The sequence below is a fragment of the Ruminiclostridium cellobioparum DSM 1351 = ATCC 15832 genome, from assembly GCF_000621505.1.
Classification (GTDB): domain Bacteria; phylum Bacillota; class Clostridia; order Acetivibrionales; family DSM-1351; genus Ruminiclostridium; species Ruminiclostridium cellobioparum.
Map to the genome: position 1 here is coordinate 1 of NZ_JHYD01000057.1, position 22,779 is coordinate 22,779.

At 42.5% G+C, this 22,779-nt stretch carries 14 protein-coding genes and 1 tRNA gene; 3 read left to right on the top strand and 12 right to left on the bottom strand.

Translation table 11 applies throughout. The features are described from left to right. Window positions 1-8: 8 nt before the first annotated feature. On the bottom strand, window positions 9-308 hold the full coding sequence (locus tag T344_RS31165) for a hypothetical protein (RefSeq protein ID WP_162178044.1): 300 nt from the start codon (window positions 306-308) through the stop codon (window positions 9-11). Between the two features lie 44 nt (window positions 309-352). Beyond that, the gene (locus T344_RS0118215; RefSeq protein ID WP_027629895.1) at window positions 353-1,180 is read right to left on the bottom strand and encodes a formamidopyrimidine-DNA glycosylase; all 828 of its coding nucleotides are present in this window, start codon (window positions 1,178-1,180) and stop codon (window positions 353-355) included. A 601-nt stretch (window positions 1,181-1,781) separates the two neighbouring features. Between T344_RS0118215 and T344_RS0118220 the strand changes: the two genes are divergently transcribed. Further along, window positions 1,782-3,632 carry an ABC transporter ATP-binding protein gene (locus T344_RS0118220; protein ID WP_027629896.1) on the top strand — a complete coding sequence of 617 codons (1,851 nt, stop codon included), beginning with the start codon at window positions 1,782-1,784 and terminating at the stop codon, window positions 3,630-3,632. Continuing rightward, window positions 3,632-5,464: an ABC transporter ATP-binding protein gene (locus T344_RS0118225; protein ID WP_027629897.1), complete on the top strand. Its 1,833-nt coding sequence runs from the start codon at window positions 3,632-3,634 to the stop codon at window positions 5,462-5,464. The genes T344_RS0118220 and T344_RS0118225 overlap by 1 nt, the downstream gene beginning before the upstream one ends. A 221-nt stretch (window positions 5,465-5,685) precedes the next feature. On the opposite strand, the gene T344_RS28640 is transcribed toward T344_RS0118225, so the two are convergent. The 4 genes from T344_RS28640 to T344_RS0118250 all read right to left on the bottom strand — a co-directional run bounded on the left by T344_RS28640 (window position 5,686) and on the right by T344_RS0118250 (window position 8,949). After that, on the bottom strand, window positions 5,686-6,330 hold the full coding sequence (locus T344_RS28640; protein WP_051572020.1) for a YidC/Oxa1 family membrane protein insertase: 645 nt from the start codon (window positions 6,328-6,330) through the stop codon (window positions 5,686-5,688). A gap of 372 nt (window positions 6,331-6,702) precedes the next feature. Then, window positions 6,703-7,494 carry an MBL fold metallo-hydrolase gene (locus T344_RS29950; protein WP_051572022.1) on the bottom strand — a complete coding sequence of 264 codons (792 nt, stop codon included), beginning with the start codon at window positions 7,492-7,494 and terminating at the stop codon, window positions 6,703-6,705. A gap of 71 nt (window positions 7,495-7,565) precedes the next feature. Beyond that, window positions 7,566-8,627 (bottom strand): nicotinate-nucleotide--dimethylbenzimidazole phosphoribosyltransferase, encoded by a 1,062-nt coding sequence (gene cobT, locus T344_RS0118245; protein ID WP_034862152.1) that lies wholly within the window; start codon window positions 8,625-8,627, stop codon window positions 7,566-7,568. A 133-nt stretch (window positions 8,628-8,760) separates the two neighbouring features. Beyond that, on the bottom strand, window positions 8,761-8,949 hold the full coding sequence (locus T344_RS0118250; RefSeq protein WP_027629900.1) for a DUF6954 family protein: 189 nt from the start codon (window positions 8,947-8,949) through the stop codon (window positions 8,761-8,763). Window positions 8,950-9,149: 200 nt separating this feature from the next. Here T344_RS0118250 and T344_RS0118255 point away from each other — a divergent pair, with 200 nt between their 5' ends. Then, entirely contained in the window at window positions 9,150-10,409 is a 1,260-nt protein-coding gene (locus T344_RS0118255) for a nucleotidyltransferase (protein WP_027629901.1), read from the top strand. Window positions 10,410-10,428: 19 nt separating this feature from the next. Here the strand turns inward: T344_RS0118255 and T344_RS0118260 are convergent, their stop codons facing one another. The 6 genes from T344_RS0118260 to T344_RS0118290 all read right to left on the bottom strand — a co-directional run bounded on the left by T344_RS0118260 (window position 10,429) and on the right by T344_RS0118290 (window position 22,708). After that, entirely contained in the window at window positions 10,429-12,096 is a 1,668-nt protein-coding gene (locus tag T344_RS0118260; RefSeq protein ID WP_027629902.1) for a ribonuclease J, read from the bottom strand. Between the two features lie 55 nt (window positions 12,097-12,151). Next, entirely contained in the window at window positions 12,152-13,327 is a 1,176-nt protein-coding gene (locus T344_RS0118265) for a glycosyltransferase family 4 protein (RefSeq protein ID WP_027629903.1), read from the bottom strand. Between the two features lie 559 nt (window positions 13,328-13,886). Beyond that, a tRNA-Gln gene (locus T344_RS0118270) sits at window positions 13,887-13,960 on the bottom strand. 194 nt (window positions 13,961-14,154) lie between these two features. Next, window positions 14,155-17,940 (bottom strand): helicase-exonuclease AddAB subunit AddA, encoded by a 3,786-nt coding sequence (gene addA, locus T344_RS0118275; protein WP_027629904.1) that lies wholly within the window; start codon window positions 17,938-17,940, stop codon window positions 14,155-14,157. A 321-nt stretch (window positions 17,941-18,261) separates the two neighbouring features. Beyond that, on the bottom strand, window positions 18,262-21,705 hold the full coding sequence (addB, locus tag T344_RS0118285) for a helicase-exonuclease AddAB subunit AddB (protein ID WP_027629906.1): 3,444 nt from the start codon (window positions 21,703-21,705) through the stop codon (window positions 18,262-18,264). A 49-nt stretch (window positions 21,706-21,754) separates the two neighbouring features. Further along, the gene (locus tag T344_RS0118290) at window positions 21,755-22,708 is read right to left on the bottom strand and encodes a CPBP family intramembrane glutamic endopeptidase (protein ID WP_027629907.1); all 954 of its coding nucleotides are present in this window, start codon (window positions 22,706-22,708) and stop codon (window positions 21,755-21,757) included. Between the last annotated feature and the right edge of the window lie 71 nt (window positions 22,709-22,779).

Sequence of the window (22,779 nt, forward strand, 5' to 3'; positions counted from 1 at the left end):
CCCCGCCGCTAATGTGCTTTACTTGTGTAATTTCGGCCTATTAATCCGTCTATGGGCCTTTCGGTTTCCACATCCCCTTCAGACAGTATTTCACAATACTGCCCTGGATTAGACTTCCCGGTTTGTACCAGCACTACCGGGGAAGGACTTGCACCTTCGAGAATTTCCATGCTTCCAGACTCTAGAGTCGTTCTTGTCTCAACATCGTTCTCGATGTCTTTAACACATGGAACGGGGAAGCCTACGATTTCCCCTATGCGACTGCCTGTCGCACAAAAAGTGCCGGATTTGGTTTCTCCGGCACTCACAAAAATTGAAGAATGCTTAATTTCTTCTTATATTAAACCTCAAATTATAATTTCTGGCACGTGGGGCAATAATAAATGCTCCCTCCCAGGTAGGCTTCCTTCCTGATTATATCGCCGCATATCAGGCAAGGTTTATCCACCGTATTCTTGCTGAGTTTTGTTTTGTAACCTCCGGAGCAGCCAAATAAATCTTTTTCAGTATCTCTCCCGCCCTGAAAAGTCATTTCTGCAAGAGTGTTTTTTACAGAGAGGAATAACTTTTTCTTATCCTCCGGAGAAAAGATCCTTACCTTTTTTCTGGGGTGGATTTCCGCATTGTACAATATGTCCTGCAGAACTCCGTTACCCAGGCCGGGGATCCTTTGTTCGGTGGCAAGCAATGCCTTTGCACTGAGTCCTGCATTTTCTGCTGCCGAAACAATTTTATCAAAGTGCTCCTCGTCAAATTGGCCGGACAAAACAGCTGGCTTCACTTTGGCTATACTATAGTATTGATTGTCAAAAGTCCCATCCCTGAAGCACCACAACCCACCATACATCTGCACCGAGGCAGTCAAGGCAGTAAAGTCATCAAATTCAATGAGAAGCTGGTGCTTCTGCGGCCTTTTTTCATTTTCACCATGGTATTTGACTGCTACTCCGTCACCAAGGAGTATGATCGCATCCTCCGCGGTTATTTCCACCATACCACCTACGCCTTTTGCATCACCGATTATTTTTCCGCTGAGCAAATCATGATATTTATCGGGATCACCGAAGTACCCTGCAAATTTGTGAGGACTTTGTGCAGAAATAACATTCATTATTCTTTTTCCGGTTATATTTTCCCTTATTTGTCTTGAAAGCTCCAGGGCCTCAGGTATCTCAATCATATGACCTCATTTCTTCCATCTTTTCAGCTGCGGAAACAGCTCGAGCATGGATTTTCTGGCAGTTTCCTCATCGTAATTCCTGACTCTCCAGAGGCATTGCACAGCTCTGGCAGAATTTCATTTGAGTATTAGCTGTATAAGCAACTCCTTTGTTAATATTTTACTATAAATTTTATAATAATAAATAGGACAATAGCATGTCATATTTAAAACATAATTTTGATTACTTATTTTACAAATTTATTACAGCTATTGACAGGACATGCACAAGTATAATAACATATCTTGGTAAGCTTAAATTACTAAACTTGGTGAAAGGAGTGTTTATAAAGATGTTATCAATTAGATTTAATGAGGTGCTCTGCAAATAATTGAATATCGGATCTATGACAGGCAAGTTTGTTATTTTCATGCTTGTGTTAGGTCAAACACTTAAGTAACCGTCATTTGAGTTGAAATATCAAAAATAGAATATTTTAAACACGATGCTATGGTATCGTGTTTTTTTGTTCCCTTTTTTGTACAGCTTCCAGCTTTTAACATCCCATACCAAATAGACGGCAATTATTTAAGATACTATTTTTTCAAAGGAGAGTTATGTATGCAGCCCCACAATAAAGGTAGATTTAAAATGCTTTATACATTTATAAAAGGCTTTAGATGGTATTACGTACTTGCAATCATATTCACCATGCTTGCAATTGTGTTCAACTATCTGATGCCGCAGGTAATAAGACTGATAGTTGACGTAATCAGCGGAGCCAAGGAGCTGAACATGCCGAAATTCATTTTGGATTACATCAACCGGCAGGGCGGCAGTGAATTCATAAAAGACAATCTTCTGCTCAGTGCCGGAGCATCATTGCTATTGGCTGTTTTATCCGGCGTATTTACGTTTTTGTACAGGTATTGCATGGCAAAGGCTTCAGAGGGCACTGTCAGAAAATTGCGCAACCATCTTTTCGACCATATTCAAAAACTGCCCTACAGCTGGCATGTTAAGAATCAGACCGGAGACATCATTCAACGTTGTACCTCGGACGTTGAAACTATAAAAAACTTCTTGTCCATTCAATTTATTGAAATGGTCAGAACCGTTTTTTTGGTCACCTTCTCCCTTACTCTGATGTTCATGATGAATGTCAAGCTTTCGCTTATAGCGACGGCATTTATTCCGGTAGTTGTAGCCTATTCCGCCATCTTCTTTAAAAAGATAGCAGACAGGTTTAAATATGCCGACGAGGCAGAAGGAGCACTCTCTGCCATGGTTCAGGAAAACTTTACAGGCGTCCGTGTTGTACGTGCTTTTGGCCGTCAAGCCTATGAAATAGAAAATTTTGATACAAAGAATGATTACTTTGCCAACTACTGGATCAAGCTGGGTTACCTGCTCAGCAAATACTGGGGTATAGGTGACCTGGTATCAGGCTTGCAGGTAATGCTGATTATCATTCTGGGTGCAATAGAAGCAGCCAACGGAGTAATTACGCTCGGAGAGTTTCTGGTTTTCGTGTTTTACAATGCCATGCTGGTTTGGCCTGTAAGACAATTCGGACGTATACTTTCGGAAATGAGTAAAACAAGTGTCTCCCTCAGCCGTATAAAGGAAATTGTATCCGAGGAGCAGGAAAATGACAATCCTGGTGCAATAGCCCCCGATATGAACAAGGATATTGAGTTTAAGAATGTCACCTTTGACTATGAAGGACAGAAACCTGTTCTTAAGAATATATCCTTTAAGATCAAGGCTGGAACAACCTTTGGAATTCTGGGCGGAACCGGTTCGGGAAAGTCTACCATAATGTATTTGCTAGACAGGCTTTATAAACTTCCCGAAGGCAAGGGTTCTATTGAAATAGGCGGTGTTGATATCAGAAATATCAAATTGGAGCACCTTAGAAGCAATATAGGCTTTGTTCTCCAGGAACCCTTCCTGTTTTCAAAGACCATCCAGCAGAATATTGATGCCTTTAAAGGCACAAACAGTCTTGAAGAGATCCGTCACTTTGCAGAGGTGGCTGCCGTCGATGATGCCATTATGGGCTTTTCAAAAGGCTATGACACCATCGTAGGTGAGCGCGGAGTGACACTGTCAGGAGGCCAGAAACAGAGAGTGGCCATAGCGAGAATGCTTATGCAGCACTCCCCTATTATGATATTCGATGACTCACTGTCGGCAGTGGACTCCGAAACCGACGCCAAAATACGCGGCTCGCTGAAGGAGAATACTTCCAACAGCACAGTCATACTTGTATCCCACAGAATAACCACACTTATGAATGCGGATGTGATACTGGTGCTGGAGGATGGGCAGATTTCGGAAATGGGTACTCACAAGGAACTGTTGGAAAATGAGAACGGAATTTACAGAAAAATTTATGATATTCAGAGCAGTCTGGAAACCGAGCTGTTGGAACCCGGTCAGAATGCTCCAGCCGGAGGTGGTAATTAATGTCTTATTTCGAAGAGGAAGAATACAAAAAGCCCTTTTCCATTAAAATCTGGGCTAAAATAATACCTTTTGTAAAACAATATAAAAAAGCTTTTGTAATGGCTATTTCATTTCTGGTGCTTGTTTCAATAATAGATGTAGTTTATCCGCTGTTCCAGCGTTATGCCATAAATAATTTTATTGTCACCAAATCAACAGAAGGTATCGGTAAATTTGCAGTCGCATATGGCTGCATGCTCTTTACCCAGGCAATGGCTGTCATATTCTTTATAAAAAATGCAATGAGGGTTGAACTCAATGTTGCAAAAGCAATACGAAGGGCACTGTTTGTACATCTTCAGAAGCTGTCCTTCTCCTATTACAATACAACGCCTGTAGGCTATATGATGGCAAGGGTTATGAGTGACACAGGGCGTATAGGACAAATGGTATCCTGGGGACTTATTGACATGCTGTGGGCAATAATTTATGTAATCGGTGTATTTATTGCCATGCTGATATTGAATGTGAAGCTGGCCCTGCTGGTAATGTGCATATTGCCGGTCATTGCTCTTATTACCATGTATTTTCAGAAAAAGATCCTGAATATCAACAGAAAAATAAGGAAGATAAACTCGAGGATGACAGGCGCCTTCAATGAAGGCATAACAGGTGCAAGAACCTCAAAAACCCTGGTTATCGAGGATAAAAACCTTAAAGAATTCTCTGTGATAACTGATAACTATTACAACTATACCATCAGGTCTACGGTACTTAATGCGGTATTTATACCCATTGTCCTGACCTTCAGTACACTGGCGGTATGCTTCGTAATTGTCAGCGGAGGAAAACTGGCCATAAAAGATCCCCTTTTCTTTGGAACCTTTTCAGCCTTTATTACTTATGCTATAAGTATATTTGAACCTATACAGCAGATTGCCCGTGTATTTGCAGACTTTGTTTCGACTCAGGCAAATATAGAGAGGGTCACCGGGCTGCTGGAAACCCAGCCTCAAATAACGGATACACCTGAGGTTATTGAGAAATACGGGGATAATTTCAATCCTAAAAAGGAAAACTGGGAGCATCTGAATGGTGATATTGAGTTCAAGGATGTTACCTTTAAATATCCTGACGGTGATGAGTACATTCTTACAAACTTCAATCTTAAAATACCTGCCGGAACCACAGTTGCAATTGTAGGAGAAACCGGAGCAGGTAAAAGTACTCTTGTTAATCTGGCCTGCAGGTTTTTTGAACCCACCGGCGGACAGATTTTGATTGACGGCAGGGATTACAGAGAACGTTCACAGCTGTGGCTCCACAACAATATCGGATATGTGCTGCAAAGCCCCCACCTGTTTTCCGGAACCATACGGGAAAATATAAGGTATGGCAAATTCGACGCCACAGACGAAGAGATTGAAGCCGCTATCAGGATTGTGGCTGCAGACGGAATCATAAGCAATATGGAAAACGGACTTGATACAAATATAGGAGAAGGCGGCGACAGGCTGTCTACCGGTGAAAAGCAGCTGATTTCCTTTGCGCGTGCAATAATAGCCAATCCAAGAATTTTTGTACTCGATGAAGCCACCTCCTCCATTGATACACAGACAGAGCAGCTTATTCAGGAAGCTATAATGCACATTTTGAAAAACAGAACCTCCTTCCTCATCGCCCACAGGTTGTCTACCATCAAGAAAGCCGACCTTATACTTGTGGTCAAGAACGGCAAGATCATTGAAAGAGGAACTCACAAGGAACTGCTCAGACATAAAGGTTATTACCACTCTCTGTATCTCAAGCAGTTTGAGGAAGAGACCGGAGCAGCAGTCTTGAATAAAAAATAATTTTTTATGTGATAATATCTATATTAAAAGCCCTGAAGTTCCGCTGATATCAGCATGGACTTCAGGGCTTTTAACTTAATTGATTTCATATTCCATCAATATTGAATCATAGAATTTACCATTTATACTCAAATCTCTTGTGAGTTTCCCGCATTCAACAAATCCGAGCTTTTTATAAAGATGGATTGCTGCTTTATTGTCACTTCTGAATATGCCTTTTTCTATTTCTGAGCTGCTGCCGGTTTATGGAGTCTGTTGTACAAGACCAGCTCTAAAGTGCTGAAAAGTCCTGAGCTTACCCAATAAATTCCCAAAGTTACAGGAGCCTTTATAAAAAACAGCATACTCAGTCCGCCCATAAACAGTAATTGAGGCCAGCGCAAACCATTCTGCCGGGCTTCTTTAACCGGTACATATGCAGTAATGATACCGGGAAGCAATTGAATCAAAACAGCTATAACAGGAATTATATAATACGCATCGGGAAGCTTTATATTGCTTATCCATGGAACTATAATGCTGCCAACCTCAGCGGGCATTTGTGAAAATACCCTGTACAGGCTGTACATAATGGGTATCTGCAATAACGTGACAAGACATCCCAGCATACTTTTCATACTTTCGGAAGAGAGCTTTGCCATTTCCTGCTGTTGCTTGCCTGTATCATATTCATGCTTTAGCTTTATTTCTTCCATCCTTTTGGAAAGCTCCTGCTGTTCCGTCAGACTCCTTTTCTGCCTGAGAGATAACGGCAGCAGGCAAAATCTGATAAGCATGGTTGCCAGGATTATTACTACTCCCCAATCTCCGACAATTGAATATAACCAATTTATAATAAAATTAAACACATCAAAAATAATGCCCATGATATCTCCATTTCTGAAATCTTCAGCAATTTAAATACTGAAAACTTCCCCTCAAAATAAAATTAATAGATTGATCTTATGGAATATTCGAGCATCTTTTCAACTGAACCTGTACTTCCTCCAGATTTCAAACTTATGATAGCAGTTATAATTTACTACATAAAATTTTCGGAAATATAAAACAACAGTGTGAATATTATAGTTAATATTAGTTTCCGAAAGGAATGCTTTTATACTTCTGAAGCTGTGAACAAAACCATATGCCAGAAAAAACGTCACAAATAAAAATATAAGCATTTGCAATACCTGTATCAGCTCTATCTGCATGGTTTGTTCACCTCCAGTTTTCCTTTAGATTCAACTTTTCTTTACTTATTTAACCTTCCTTATTTTATCCGGTGCGTAAACAACCTCACAGCCATTGCGGGTGTAAATCATACCGCTTGCCACAGGATTGTTGTACGGTTCGCCCGCTGCTCCGCTTATTAAATCCGACAGAGTCATTTTCAATTCATCTACGAAAGTAAGCGGTAACGGTTCCATGCTGTGACCGTTGCAAATGATATCAAAATCCTTCAGGTACCGGTCGGTACTGTTCAATACTTCAAGATATTCTTCAAGAGTGCTTGATTCGGCCAGCTGCATCCAGATATGATTGTTAAGTCCGTCTCCCGAAAAAAGTATACGGTGTTTTCTGTCCAGCAGGCCGATGCTGCCGGGTGTATGACCTTTCAATGAAATTACCTCCAGTTGGACATCACCCAGGTCAACAATATCTCCCACCGATATAAAGTCTATTTCAGGCTTTGCTTCAAGCCATTTGTCCAATTCATCTGGTGACAGGTTGTATTCCCCTGCCAAATTTTCTCCGATTTGAGGTTTTCTAACACTGCAATGTCTCTCAAAAACAGGCATTTCATCCTTATGCATATACACTTTGTCGAAATAATGACCTCCAAACGCATGGTCATTATGCCCATGTGTAAATACTACTGCCGTTACAGGTTTATCAGTTATCTCCTCAACCTTGCTTTTCAAATTTAAAAGGCCGTAACCGGTATCTATGACCAGTGCCGAGGTTTTACTCTCAACTACATAAATGTTTGTATTCTTGTCCCTGATCAGGGTAACCTCCGGCATAATTTCAACAGTTTCATATTTCATATGTTAATCCCCCCATATTTATGTTATATTATACCACTTGTTTATGGGTATTCAAATATAAAGAATATGCCTTATTCCTGGGGAACATACTGTTCAATGCTTGCATCCTCAAAACTGCCCATCTGATTGTATGCGGCCAGGGCGGCATCAACAAGCTGGAGTCCCAGGGCGGCTCCCGTTCCCTCACCCAATCTCATTCCAAGGTTTAGCATGGGCTCCAGGCCAAGTGCCTCCATTACCGCAGAAAAACCCTGTTCTGCCGACCCATGGGACGGCAGCATGTAATCCTTTGCCGCCGGGTGTATCCTGAATGCAGTCAGAGCTGCTGCCGCTGAAATAAAACCGTCTATTACCGCAGGAATTTTGTATATGGCAGCACCCAGAAAGCATCCTGCAAGTCCGGCAATGTCAAACCCCCCTACTTTTGCAAGCACATCCACCGGATCTGCCGGCCGGGGTTCATTTATTTCAATTGCCCTTCTGATGACCCGGATCTTGTTTAAATATGCCTCTTTTGATAAGCCCGAACCCAGACCTGCCAGGTTATCAACGGGTATTCCCGTCAATACCGATGAAACCGCACTGCTGGTGGAAGTATTGCCTATCCCCATTTCACCTGTTGCAAATATATGTATTCCGGCTTCTTTAAGCTCCCTGACAACCTCAATTCCGGTAAGAATTCCTTTAACTGCCTCCTCTCGGGTCATTGCCGGTCCGTTTGCCATATTCCACGTACCTTTTCTTATTTTCCGGTCTATAATCCCCGGGAACTTCAAATCTGCATCAACACCTATATCGACAATTTTCAGAGAGGCATTGACAAGTCTTGAAAATACATTTATTCCTGTGATGCCACGTGTAAAATTACAGGTTACCGAAGCAGTCACACTTTTGGGACAGGAGCTGACATTCTCCTCAACCACCCCATTATCCGCGCACATTATTACAACTGCCCTTTTATCCGCTCTGGGATCAGGAGTACCGTTTATGCCGGCCAGCCTTACCACGATATCCTCAAGCCTTCCAAGGCTGCCCAGAGGCTTCGTACGGCTGTCCCATCTGATTTGCGCGGCCCTCATTGCCGCCTGATCAAGGGGAGTTATTTTTTGTAATCCAAATATATCATTTTCCATATTGACCTCACATATATCAATAGTAAATGCCCATAACCAATAATACAGTAATGTCCCGTATCTCTTTATAATTTAACACATTTTTCATCCGATTGGTTACCTGTATTTCAAATAATATTTTTAAAAAATCAAATTACTTTTGCCGGTTCTTTTTCACATAACCCAGTGTAATCCAGCCTAACAGCAGATATATCAGGATTACTACCACCAGAGTCAAAATTCTCTCATTCAGAGACCCGTCGGCAAGCAGGACAGGCCCCAGCCCAAAGAATGTAACAAGTATAAACACAGCTCCCATAAAAATATAAAATACAGTTTTCACGGCATTTACCTCCCCTTTTTATTTTATATTTATACTGCCCATAAAGGTACTTTTATATAATTTCTGCCTTTTTTTTATCAATTATATCTGTATAATAAGGATATATGAACTATAATTTTAAAAAATTTCGCAGGGTGAATAGGGTGAGTCTGACCCGGAGGACTATCCTGGGGTTTGACTTGCCGCTGATTGGAGAATAGATGAAGGTTCTTGGCATAGTTGTTGAATATAATCCTTTTCATAACGGACATATATATCATATAGAGAAATCAAGGGAAATTACAGGCAGTGATGCTGTCATATGTGTCATGAGCGGAAACTTCATTCAAAGGGGCGAACCTGCCCTGTTGAATAAATTTGCCCGGGCAGAAACCGCTCTGCACTGCGGAGCCGACCTTGTTATCGAGCTGCCCCATCCCTATGCCATGTCAAGTGCCGAAGCTTTTGCCTTCGGAGCAGTAAAAATACTTGACGGCATCGGTATTGCAGACTGTATTTCCTTTGGCAGCGAACATGGAAATGTTGAGACTCTGGATTTTATTGCCGGAATACTGGCAGCCGAGCCTGAAGAGTACAGGCTGGAGCTGAAAAAACAGCTGGAAATGGGTCTGGCCTTTCCGGTTTGCAGACAAAATGCACTAAAGAAGTATCTGCACGACGCTGCTTTTCCTGATTTATCGGAATTGCTTGAAACTTCCAATAATATATTGGGTATAGAATATCTAAAAGCCTTGAAAAAGCTCAACAGCTCCATCAAACCGTATACGGTTGCAAGGATTTCAAACAGCTATAATTCCGCCGAGCTTACCGGACCGGTGTCCAGTGCTACGGCAATAAGAAACAGTATTTCGGGCAGCAACGGCCGGTACAATATATCCCCGGAAACGGCAAAAGCCCTTCCGTCCTATTCACAGGCGGTGCTGGAACGGGAGTTTTTTTCGGGCAGGGGCCCCAACAGTATAAAAATGTTTGAGGATATAATATTCAGTCTGATCAGACGTATGAACCCAGGACAGATGAGAGAATTTCCAGATGTATCGGAGGGCCTGGAATACAGGATCAAAAGTGCCGGTGAAAACACCGGTTCTATTGAGGAATTGATAGACAGCATATGTACAAAAAGGTATGCTCAAACCCGGATTCAGAGAATCCTTTTTTCCATGCTGACCGGACTTACAAAAGCTGAAACAGAGCTGTTCATGCAGTACGGCGGCCCTCAATACGCCAGGATTCTGGGCTTCAACAATACCGGCCGCCGGCTTCTTTCCATGATGAAAAAGAAATCCTCTCTGCCTGTAATTGTGAAGGCCGCCGACTTTAAAAACTCATGCAACAAGCTTCTTGCAAGGATGCTTGAAATTGAAGCCTTCTCAACAGACATGTATGTTTTGGGATATAAAAATCCGGCCTTTAGAAAGGCCGGACAGGAGTTTACACAAAATATTACGGTAGTTAAGTAACCTAGCACAACGCTTTCATTTATATCTCCATTATTATAGGAAGTATCATAGGTTTGCGCTTTGTCTTTTCATAAATGCAGTCCTTAAGTGCTTCACGGATGGCTGTTTTTCTTATTGACCAGTCCCCGTGATTTTTTCCGTCACACTTGTAAACAGCCTTTTTGGCGATTTCCTTAAGCTGCTCCATAAGGTCTTCGGATTCGCGGACATACACAAAACCTCTCGAAATTATATCAGGACCGGCAACAACATTTCCTGTGTCACCTTCGATTGTTATTACCACTACAATCAAACCATCCTGTGACAGGTGCTTTCTGTCCCTCAAAACAACATTTCCAACGTCACCGACTCCCAAACCATCCACAAGAACCTTGCCGGCTGTCACACTGCCGTTGATTTTGGCAGAATCTCCGGTAAGCTCAAGTACTTTGCCTATATCCAGAATAAAGATGTCATCCTTGTTCATACCCATTCTGACGGCCAGATCGGCATGCTGTCTCAAATGCCTGTGCTCACCGTGCACCGGCATAAAGAATTTCGGTTTTACCAGACAGTGTATGAGTTTGATTTCCTCCTGGCAGGCGTGTCCCGAAACGTGGGTATCGGCCAGAGCTTCATATATGACATTTGCGCCTTTCTTAAAAAGCTCGTTTATGACTCTTGAAATGAGTTTTTCATTTCCGGGAATAGGTGAAGCTGAGATTATGACAGTATCGCCGGGAACAATTTCCACCTTCTTGTGTTCTGAAAAAGTTATCCTCGTCAACGCAGACATGGGTTCTCCCTGACTGCCTGTGGTGATTATGACAAGCTTATCCTGAGGCACCTTATCCATGTTTTCCATATCGACAAGCACACCCTCGGGAACATTCAGATAGCCCAGTTCCATTGCAACATTAACCACATTTATCATACTTCTGCCTATAACGGTTACTTTTCTGCCGAATTTCACAGCAGAATTAAATATTTGCTGCACTCTGTGCACATTGGATGCAAAGGTGGCAACAAGAATCCTGCTTCTGCAGTTCATGAAAATCTCATTAAAAGTTTCACCAACAGTACGTTCCGACATGGTATAGCCTTCGTTTTCAACATTGGTGCTGTCACACATAAGAAGCAAAACACCTTTTTTGCCCAGTTCGGCCAATCTGGCCAAATCCATAGGCGCTCCCTCGATAGGAGTGTAATCGATTTTAAAATCACCTGTATGAACAATGGTTCCCACAGGTGAGAAAATTGCCAGAGAAACCGAATCTGCAATACTGTGTGTCGCTCTGATAAATTCCACCTTGAAAGCCCCTAGTTCAATTGTCTGTCCGGGATTGACAGTCTGCAGATGGACAAGATCAACAAGACCGTGTTCCTCCAGCTTATATTTCACAAGACCCAGAGTTAATTTTGTTCCATATACCGGAACATTAAGCTCTCTCAAAACATAGGGGAGAGCACCGATATGATCTTCATGCCCATGAGTGAGCACTATTGCCCTTACCTTTTCCTTATTTTTAATCAAATAACTTACATCCGGTATAACTAAATCTATTCCAAGCATTTCATCTTCCGGAAACGAAAGTCCGCAGTCAACTACGACAATATCATCACCGTATTCGAAAGCTGTAATATTTTTACCGATCTCCTGCAAACCACCCAGTGGTATCACTTTTAATTTCTTTTTACTTTTTGACACAATTAGTCCTCCAATTTAAGTGTATAAATTAATCTTTAATATTAGGATTTCATCCTCAGTCCTTATATTGTGAGATAACATGCTTATACTCATCCAGTATGGTATCGGTAATATTATCCCAATTATAAAGCCTATGTACTTTTTTTAATGCATTATTTTTAATTCTTTCCGTCAAACCGTTATTTTTCAGCAGCTCCAATATGCAATCTGCAAGGGAATTGGAATTTCCACTGTAAAACTTCATTCCATCCTCCCTGTGATCAACTATCTCGCTTAGTCCTCCAACATCTGATACAACAACAGGAATGCCCGCTACCATTCCTTCCAGTGCAACAATGCCAAAAGGTTCATACGTGCTTGGAAATACAGCTATATCGGAACATTTATAAAGCTTTAACAATACCTCCTCACTTACGAAGCCTGTAAAATACACCTTGTGGGTAATATTCAGCTGTTCGCTTAATTCAATCAGATTATTTAAACACGGTCCTTTGCCCGCAATTACAAACTTTACGTCATTATAATTTTTTAAAATCTCCGGTATGGCATTTAATAAAACATGTACTCCCTTTTCATTCACTAGTCTTCCCACAAAAAAAACAATTTTTTCATTACCGGCAGCATAATTTTGTCTGAAAACAGGGTCGGTCGCCATGTCGTCAAACTTTCCCAGATCAATGCCATTATTGATAATCCTGAGCTTTTTGTTATCGGTATTAAATACGGTCACCAGTTCTTTCCACATATAATTGCTGTTTACGATTATCCTGTCGGATTCGTTAATGAGCCAGCTTTCCACACTATTTATTGTTCTCTGCATATCATTATGTATTCCACAATTTCTTCCATACTCGGTGGCATGGATGGTTGTAATAAGCGGAAGACAAAAAGATTTTCTCAAAATTCTCGCTGCATAGGCTATAAGCCAGTCATGCCCATGTATTATATCAAATTTCGTATTTTTAACAAGGTCCACTGCATATTCAACCATGGCAAAGTTGAGCTGCATTACCCATTCTACAAAATTATTTGAAGCATTGTTATAGACATGCACTCTGTGTACAGTCACAAATCTATCCAGTTCATGCTCTGCCGTTCCCGGTTCCCAACAGGTGATAACATGAACTTCATTGCCGCATATGCCCAAGTTCTGAGCCAACTCATAAACTACCCGGGAAATTCCGCCTATAATTCTTGGAGGATACTCCCAAGACAGCATCAAAATTCTCATAACCTTCCTCAATTTCACCGACGAGTAGTTTTTTGAAAATGAACCTTTTCAATTATACATAATATTACAATTGCTTTTATTATTCTATCATACCAAATTTATTTTTTCAAAAAACATTTAAACCCTGTTCATATATTATTCATTTACCAATTATTTACCCAGTCTAAACACCGTAACCGGAATATTCTTCACTATTGCCCGGATACGCAATTCAATAATCCGGTACGGCACTATTACGGTTCTCCGTTTCCAGCATTTTCCGGCAATTGCAAATTATAAACCTGCGAATACTATTCCCCGCCATTATCAAATACATATTGACACAAAATGTATTTGATTTTATAATAATACTACTATTAATGACGATCTCTTTTGTTTTACCCGGACGATTAAACGAAAAAGATATGTAAGGGGCAGAAGTTTTTACTTCTGCTTTTTGCATTGTATCGGGAATTTTTTCATCTATATACCCATCAACCCGGTAATTCCATAAACTAATATATTCATATTTTAAAATTACATAAAAAAAGTATTTCAATTTTAAAATTGAAATACTTTTTGGCTGCGGGTTAAGGATTTGAACCCTAACAAACTGAGCCAGAGTCAGTCGTGCTGCCGTTACACAAACCCGCAACGTTTTCAACAAGGAGTATTTTAGCACGGCCCAATTATTATGTCAATACATTTTTAACAATATTATTTTTATTCGTAAAATCAAATTTTAAATTCCACTTTTTTTATGCTATTTTTTTACTGCTTGCCTTGTTCATTCTTTGTTCGATCCCGGAGTAAATATGTTATCCGGATGTCTTAATGGGCAAAACTGCCTATATTTCCACAAGCTCACCTGTTGAGAACAGGTAAATATAGCGTTGGACGACTTTTAAGCCCGTAAGTTTTTCCAGGGCTCTCGAATAATAGGACAGCTGAACTTCATATCTTGCCTTGACTTTTTCGGCGTTGCCCGCTTCCATGTAGTCCGTCTTGTAATCTAGGAGCACAAGCTTATCCGCCTCTTCAAAGTAACAGTCAATAACCCCCTGCAGCAGTATTGTTTCATCAGGGCCGACCTGCACGTCGGGGTTTTCGTAGAGTTCTGCAAAGGGCAGTTCAAGATTGAAGGGCACCTCTCTATAAACCTTTTCTGCCGCCGTCACCCGCCTGCCGATATCAGAGTTTATAAACCGCCTGATCTTTTTAATATCAATAATTTCCGCCTGCTGCAAAGTTATCAGTTCCCTGCTGACCATTTTCGAGAGCTGGCCCTCTATATCCCCGTCGGCAAAGTCAATATGCTGCATGACAAAATGCGTGACAGTGCCCTTTTCAGCAGAAGACAGCCCCTTTTTTTCCTGCAGAAAGGCCGGTTTTTTTATACCTGTGGTTTTTAGTATGCTTGAATCCTCATCCTCGTCGTTTATATTGAAGTATCTTTTTAGTTCGGTAACAGACAGTTTGGAAGGTATGCCTGTCATTGTGAGATAGGGATATTTCCAGGAAAGCCGTCTTTTAATTTCTTCTGCCATATTGCGGTCAAAATCCTGCTTCTTTTCAAGCCATTCCATAATATCAACCCGGTCCTGATCTTCGGTATCAAGTTTGCCGGTGCTGGAAATGTCTTCGCTCTTCCATAGAGATACCTTCCATAAGGCTTCTCCCCCAATTTGCGGAGGTTGGGCATCATTCCCCGTCCCTGCAGCAAAACGGAGATTGAGTGCATTTTCATGCCTCATAACGGCCGGACATATCCAGTCAAGATAATTTTGCGCTCTGGCCATCTCATGAGCAGGAAATTTGGGCTGCTGACTGCCGGCTATTGAAAGCCATTTGGCAGCGGCCTTTTCCAGATTGCCCACCGCTCCTGTCAGGATCAGTTTTTCTCTCGCTCTGGTAAGGGCTACATACAATATGCGCATTTCCTCCGACAGGGTTTCCATTCTGACCTTCTGGGCTATGGAAAGCTTTGGCACCGACGGGTATCTGATTCTCCTTCTATGGTCAACAAAGTCAGGCCCGAAACCCAGCTCCTGATGAAGCAGTATTCCCTTGTACATGTCCTGGAAGTTGAACTTCTTTCCGCAGCCGCTGACAAAGACCACCGGAAACTCCAGGCCTTTGCTCTTATGTATGCTCATGAGCCTGACCACATTGTCATTTTCACCGAGTACTTTGGCACTCCCCATGTCTCCCCGGCCGGTTTTAAGCTTATCAATAAAGTTTATAAAGTTGAACAGACCCTTGTAGCTGGTTTTCTCAAACTGGAGAGCACGTTCGAACAGCACCCTGAGATTGGCCTGTTTTCGCTCTCCGTCCCGCATGGCTCCCACAATGCTGAAGTAGCCGGTATCATTGTATAGCTGCCAGATGAGCTTGTGAGTGGACATATACATGGACATGGCTCTCCACTGTTCAAGGCGGCCGATAAAAGCTCCGGCTTTCAGACCGGCTCCGGCCGGGTTTTCCGCCAAAAGCTTAAGTGCATCAAACAAGGCGGCTTTCCTGTCTGCCAATCTCAATTCGGCCAGATCGTCGGTGCTGAAATTTGCTATGGGTGACCTGAGAACAGATAAAAGCGGAATATCCTGGTAAGGGTTATCTATTATTTGGAGCAGCGACAGGACTACCTGTACCTCAGGGGTTTTGAAAAAACCGCTCCCCGTATCGGCAAAGGCAGGAATTCCAAAGCCTGCAAGCTCCTCACAAAACACTTCTGTCCAATTCTTTGTAGTTCTCAGCAGGATGACTATATCCCTGAACTGCAATTCCCTGTATCGGTTTACTTTCTTATCAAAGATGCAGAACCTTTTGCCCTCCCTGTCAGTCTGCAGCAGTTGGGCAATTCTGCCTGCCACCATGCGTGCCTCCTTTTGAAGGTTGTCCAGTATTTCTTCCTCTTCCTGCGGTTCGGCCTCCTCCTCGTCTTCTTCGTTTTCACCTTCGGCACTCTGGGCGGCTGCAGTTTCCATAAGCAGCAGTTCCACATCCCCGCCCACAATACATTCAGCTTCATTATTTTCAGGAAAACCTGCGCCGGGATTCAATCTTTCAGCTTGGTCATACTCAAGTTCTCCCACGCTTTCAGACATTATCTGCTCAAATATGTAATTTACCCCGTCCACTACTTCTTTTCTGCTCCTGAAGTTTTTAAAAAGCAGGATCTTTCTGTACAAGCCCTCGGACTGATCCGAATAGCTGTTGTATTTGTTCATGAACAATTCCGGCCTGGCCTGCCTGAACCTGTATATACTCTGCTTAACGTCACCCACCATGAAAACATTCGGCCTGCCTCTGTCTTCTCTGGAAATCATACCGATTATTATCTCCTGGACAAGATTGCTGTCCTGGTATTCATCCACAAGTATTTCCGAGAATTTGTCCTTATAGGCGGCTGCAACGGCTGAAGGGCGGATTTGTCCCTCTTCATCCGTCTCAGAGAGAATTTTAAGGCAGAAATGCTCCAGATCGTTGAAATCCACCGCAGCTTTCAGCTGCTTTTTCCCCGAATATCTGCTTCCAAACTCAATTACCAGCCGTGATGCACATTTTAGCAGGGGATACATTGCTCTGAGGTCGGAAATAATTTCTTCCGATTTCTGAAAGAAAACTTCTTCCCTAAGATTCTTTATACAGGCTTTCAATTCATCCCTGACCTGTTTGACCTGCTCCTGTACCGGCTTGTCGGCATCCTTGCCGCAGTTGGGCAGTCTGCCGAAATCAAAATTCCCGAGATAACAATAGATTTCATCCCACTTGGCAGGTGGTATATGTTCACCGCCTTCATGTACCGGATCAGGCTGTTTTCGGCCTTGTATGAGGTCTATCAGCCCTGAAAGCCTGCTCAGATCCTCCTGGAATACCGGCAGGTATTTATCCAGTCCTACTGCATATTTCAGCTTGCTGCAAGCTGCTTCAACAATACTTTGAAAGCCCTTCAGACTCAACTCGGCCGACTGTATGATTACCCTTCCCCATTCCGTACTTCCAAAGTCGCCTCCGAAATCAGGACCGAATTTTTCAGCCTGATCTGTGAGCCATTGTTCGGGCCAGGGATAACTCTGTACAAAACCGTATATATTCATTATCATTTCCTGCAGCTTCTGATCATCGCGGTTTGTACCATAGGACTCCAGTAAATCAAAGAAATCCTGATTTTTTTCCTCATCTTCATATATTTCTTCAAAGAGCTCATTTATAGTTTCCAGCTTCATCAGTGAAGCTTCTGTTTCATCAAGTATTCTGAAATTGGGATCTATATCCAGGCTCTGAAAATTGTTTCTGATGACCTCCAGGCAGAAGGAGTGTATGGTGGTGATGGATGCCTTGTTCAACAGTGCCAGCTGCCTCTGAATGCTTCTGGAGGCTTTCTTTTCCTCTATGGCCCTTGATATTGCCGCTGCGATTCTCTCCCTCATCTCAGTGGCGGCAGCATTGGTAAAAGTCACTACCAGCAGAGAATCTATATCAATGGGCTCTTTTTCATCTATGATTTTTTGTATTATTCTCTCAACAAGAACTGCTGTTTTTCCGGCACCGGCAGCTGCCGCCACCAGCAAATTGCAGTCCTTTTCGGATATGGCAGCCTGCTGCTCCCTTGTCCACATGGTATCAGCCATATTAACCTCCATGAGCCGCAATAGCGGCCACAAAATAATAATGAAATTTGTTCACTCCCTCATCCGCTATAAGGTGAATAAAGGAGGTTAATTGGCCATGTGCGCTTTCAAAGTATTTGATAATACTTTGGTATTGGTAAATACTTTGAATATTTCGCACGGCCATAAATTCACAGGTTTGCTTGGAAGACGAACGTAAATGAAGTCTTTCAAGCAAACCTCCTAAGCCATGTTATGGCTTTGAGCCACATTTGTGGCCACAAAATGTTATGCAAGTAATTATCCTTTATCGCAATGTAGCGAATAAAGGAGGTTCGGTATTTAATGCTGCTCCAGCGTATCGTACATCAGCTTCCAGACGTCGTCGTTTCCTCTGTCATGCAGCAGCCTGAAGCTGTTCTCATATTGAGTAAGGTCGAACTGGCATATTGAAGAGTAGCTGCAGTATTGACAGGAGGTAATTTTTTTCTTTTTATAGGGTTTAATAGGTACATTCCCTTTCATGATCTCTGCACACAAATCCTTCAGCAGTTTTTTTACATAGCCCTTTAAAACCGTAAACTGCTCCAACGTGGCCACCGAGGACTTTCCCAGGGTTTCACCCTTGTTGATCCTTGCAGGAATTATCATGGAACTGCCCTCCATATCATTGTCCATATGCCTTATGAGCTGAACATCCGCAAGCAGAAGGCCCTTCATTTTCAGCTTTTTCATGATGGCAGCTTCAATCTCTTCAGCAGTGGCAGTTCCGGAGCTTTTGACGATGGGGTCGTCCACCCTGAAATACAGCATCCCTCCCGGATACACAGCGCTGTCATTTTCCCTGCCCGAGTTTTCCCAGAGGGCATCCATATATGTAATCAACTGCATCTGCAAGCCGTAATACACATCACTTAGCCGGAAATCCTTCTGCCCCGACTTGTAGTCCACAATTCTCAAATAGGTTCCGTCACTTGTTTTCAAGGCATCGACCCTGTCGATCCTTCCCACCAGTGTTATCTTCTCTCCCGAATCCAGTTCTATGACAATGGGAGGGAACTTGCCGCCTTCCCCAAAGTCCATTTCATAACCGACAGGCTCAAAGCTGCTCCTCCTGATATGCTCTGCGATAAGCCATACCGCTCTTGTAACTACTCTTTTAAGCCTTACGGTCAGAGCCCTGAACCTCTTCGAACCGCCTAAAATGGTATTTTTCATACCCTCAAGCAGGTTGTCTACTATTATGGATACCTGTTGGGCGCACCACTCTCTTTCAATAGCCCGCCAGGAAATTTCCTGCTCCTCCACCATTTTTGAAAACCGTTCAATTACCGAATGCATAAAGGTCCCCACATCGGGCGGGCTCAACTGGTATATCTTGCGTTCCCGCGCTCCCAGGCCGTACTGTACGTAATACGCAAAGGGACAGGAGGTATATTTCTCAAGTCTGGAAACACTGGAGTATGCATTGGCTCCATATAGCTGGCGTATTTTTTCCCTGCTCACCGGGAGCGCAATATTTCTGTATTTAAACGCAGCCCCCATCAGTTGGCATTTCAGCTTCCATTCGGGCTGCGCCGAATACCACTCGTATACTCTCTGCCAAAGCGGACTTATCCCGGCACCGTTATTCCTTTCCCTCAAGGCCAGTACCAGCCGGTTGAATACCGGCAGAGGCGAGGATATGAGCTGTACGTATTCCTCATTATTTACAGGCTTAAGCAGGTTGCTTTTACAGGTAACCTGGGGGAAAAGCTTCTTTATTCTCGAAATGATGATTGACGGCCTCATGGTTTTTCCTTCATGATCCGCTATGGGCCAGCTCACACGCAAGTATTTTTTCGGTGTTGTCAAAGCCCTGTAGATCAGGTTCTGCTCGTCAAACACCTGGGTTTTTGTGTCGCTGGCCAGTTCCATTCCCCTGCTGTTGAGCACCAGCCTGTCGGCGTCTGTAAGAATTCCCTCCTTCATGCCTGCCGAAGGGAAAACTCCGTCATTTGTGCCCAATATATAGAGTGCTTTGACCTCATGGCTCTTTGAGTGTTCAACACTCCCTACCAGCACCTGGTCCAGGGATACGGGTATTGAGGATATCTTATACTCTGCCAAACCTATCTTGAGGATATTGGTAAACCGCTCAACCCCGATGGCTTCCTCCCCCAACACCTCCACCACCTGGTCAAATACCTCCATAAGTATATTCCAGACCTGCTCATATTCAGAGGCAAGCCTTAATTTTCCGGTTTTGTTAAACAGGTCTATATATTCTTCAATTCTGCCGTCAATACCCAGCTCCACAAGGTATTCATACAGGCAGCCGCAAAAATCCGCGGCTCTTTTTCTGCCTTTTGTTTTTTCTCTGAAACGGACAAGCGGCTCACAAATCATTTTACGTGTTTCATTGATTTCATAGAGCTGTTCTTCAATTGAAGAATCCGTTCTGTCATCGGGAACCAATTCAGGATTCATAGTCCACCCAGCGGCTTGAGTCCATCTGCTTCCCCTGATGCCGCAGGCCAGAACATAATTTTCCAGCTTGTCTATCCTTGATTTTTCAAAATCGAGAAGCCCCGATTTCAAGTACCTGAAAACCGACTCATAGGACCAGTTTTCAATAAATATCTCCAGCATTGACAAAACAAGCTTTATGAGCGGGTGGTCGGATATCTCGGCTTTTGAATCTATAAAGCAGGGTATACCGTACTCCTCAAAAATCACCTCCATCAATTCCTGATATCCGGCGAGATTTCTTGTAACTACGGCTATGTCCTTATATCTCAGGCCCTTGTCCCTGCACTGCCTGATAATATCTGACGCGCATTCCTCTATTTCGGTATATATGTTAACCGCTTCAAACAGCTCTATATCCGAAGTCTGTTTTGCATAGACATCATATGGATATGTAAAATAATTTTCCTCCAGAGCCGCCAGTTCCGCACTGTCCTTGAACCTTGGAGACACTTTGCCGCAGCAGCCCACAGGAGGCAGTATATCAACCAGATTTGTCCCGGCAAAACTTACAAACTTTTTATAGGCTTTTTTGGCTGAATAAAATACATCCGAAAGGTCGGAGGCCTCATCCTCCAAAACATCGGTACACACAGTTATGTATACCATATCGGCCCTGGTCATCAGCTTGGAAATGACCTCGAACTCCTGTGGAGTAAAGCCTGAAAAGCCGTCTATCCATATCTCGGCATTATCATACATCCTGGTATCGTCCAGCTTCATGGCCAGGAGTGTCAGCTCGTCATCAGCATCCCTGTACCTAGCATTAAGCATCTCTTCAAATTTTGAATATATGAGTTTTATTTCGTATAATTTTTCACGGAGGTAGGAATTTCCATCAAAATTTTCAAGAATATTTTCAATATCACCGGGTTGGACATTATATCTTTTTAATTCTGTTATCAGTCCCGAAACAGTATTGACAAAGCCCTGACACCCTGCCGATTTATGAAAGACAGCAAAGTCCTCCTTCATTCTATCAAGTATATTGTACAATATCATGCATTTACCGGCAGGATGAACATGGGGGTAGGTTATTCCTCCCACTTCGTTCAGAACACGGTAGGCCATTCTCCTGAAACTTAAGACCTCAGTCTTCAATATTCCGCCTGTTTCCAAAACCTTAATCAAATCATACTCGGCCTGAAAGGTATATTGCTCAGGTACGAGCAGAACAAGCTTTTTGGAGTTATCCTCAAGTATTTTTGCTTTTATCTGCTTTAAGCAATGAAAGGATTTTCCAGAGCCGGCCCGTCCATAAATAAATTGAAGGCTCATATCTTGTGTACTCCTCTGTTTATAATGAAATCGATATTTTCATAATTTTCTACGGTTGTGACTCAATAGTGGTCTTGTCTGTCTTTTTGATTATAAAGGCAGTTAACAGGTAGAACAGGGCAGAGGTGATAACTGCCGATACAAGGCCGCCTATGGGCTCGAAGGTTGAGGTGAAAAATACCGTATTTGTGGGAAGTACCGTGTCAGGATAGCTCACCAGTAAAAAACAGAACAGATTATTGACAGCATGCGCACCCATTGCCGCCTCCAACGAATTTGTCCTTATTGTTATCATGGCCAGTACCATACCTGTTACAAAGTAATTCAAAACCATGCAGACAGTGCTGAATACTCCGAGCTTGTTTGAAGCATAGACCTCGGGATTTGCAAGATGGGGCAGAGTAAACAGAACACCCGAAATCACGGAAAGCAGCACACCGTTTTTTATTTTAACACCGAAACTCTGTATGACATAACCCCTGAATACCACTTCCTCTGCCGTAGTTTGGATAGGTGTCATCACCAGAATGAGAGGAAGCGTATACCAGAATCTGGATGCATCAAAAGAAAAAGTATAGGTTCCGGGATTAAAAAAATAATCCGCCCCTGTCCCGGCAGCCAGCAACAGTCCGAATACGGCAAAACCAATCCAGAAATTTGACCACCTGATTTTGCCCCTGTAATTGAATATTGTACCAAAAGGCCTTTTATGTATCCATTTGACAGCTATAACAGCTCCTAATAACATAAAATAAATTGATAAATTGGTAAATATATAATTAGTGACAGGACTTATATATTTATTTAAAAACCCCATGGCATCTGTTCTTAAAATTGGATCAAACAGCGCATCCTGGTTAGTTATCAATATGTAGATCATTGGAATTGAGGCTATCAAACCCCCAAGAAAAAAATAGAAATACAAAATAACCGATACAGATGCCGTAAACCTTGAAGGTTTTATATTCCCAATCCTTGCCAAATCCTGATATTTTGTAATCAATTTATATATCCCCCAGTAGCATAAAAAGTTAAAATTATATTTACTAAAAAATTGTAAATATAATTAATTTA

Coding starts and splice junctions, on each gene's coding strand:
- T344_RS0118215 (WP_027629895.1), bottom strand. CDS start 1,180: ATGATTGAGATACCTGAGGCCCTGGAGCTTTCAAGACAAATAAGGGAA.
- T344_RS0118220 (WP_027629896.1), top strand. CDS start 1,782: ATGCAGCCCCACAATAAAGGTAGATTTAAAATGCTTTATACATTTATA.
- T344_RS0118225 (WP_027629897.1), top strand. CDS start 3,632: ATGTCTTATTTCGAAGAGGAAGAATACAAAAAGCCCTTTTCCATTAAA.
- T344_RS28640 (WP_051572020.1), bottom strand. CDS start 6,330: ATGGGCATTATTTTTGATGTGTTTAATTTTATTATAAATTGGTTATAT.
- T344_RS29950 (WP_051572022.1), bottom strand. CDS start 7,494: ATGAAATATGAAACTGTTGAAATTATGCCGGAGGTTACCCTGATCAGG.
- cobT (WP_034862152.1), bottom strand. CDS start 8,627: ATGGAAAATGATATATTTGGATTACAAAAAATAACTCCCCTTGATCAG.
- T344_RS0118255 (WP_027629901.1), top strand. CDS start 9,150: ATGAAGGTTCTTGGCATAGTTGTTGAATATAATCCTTTTCATAACGGA.
- T344_RS0118265 (WP_027629903.1), bottom strand. CDS start 13,327: ATGAGAATTTTGATGCTGTCTTGGGAGTATCCTCCAAGAATTATAGGC.
- addA (WP_027629904.1), bottom strand. CDS start 17,940: ATGGCTGATACCATGTGGACAAGGGAGCAGCAGGCTGCCATATCCGAA.
- addB (WP_027629906.1), bottom strand. CDS start 21,705: ATGAGCCTTCAATTTATTTATGGACGGGCCGGCTCTGGAAAATCCTTT.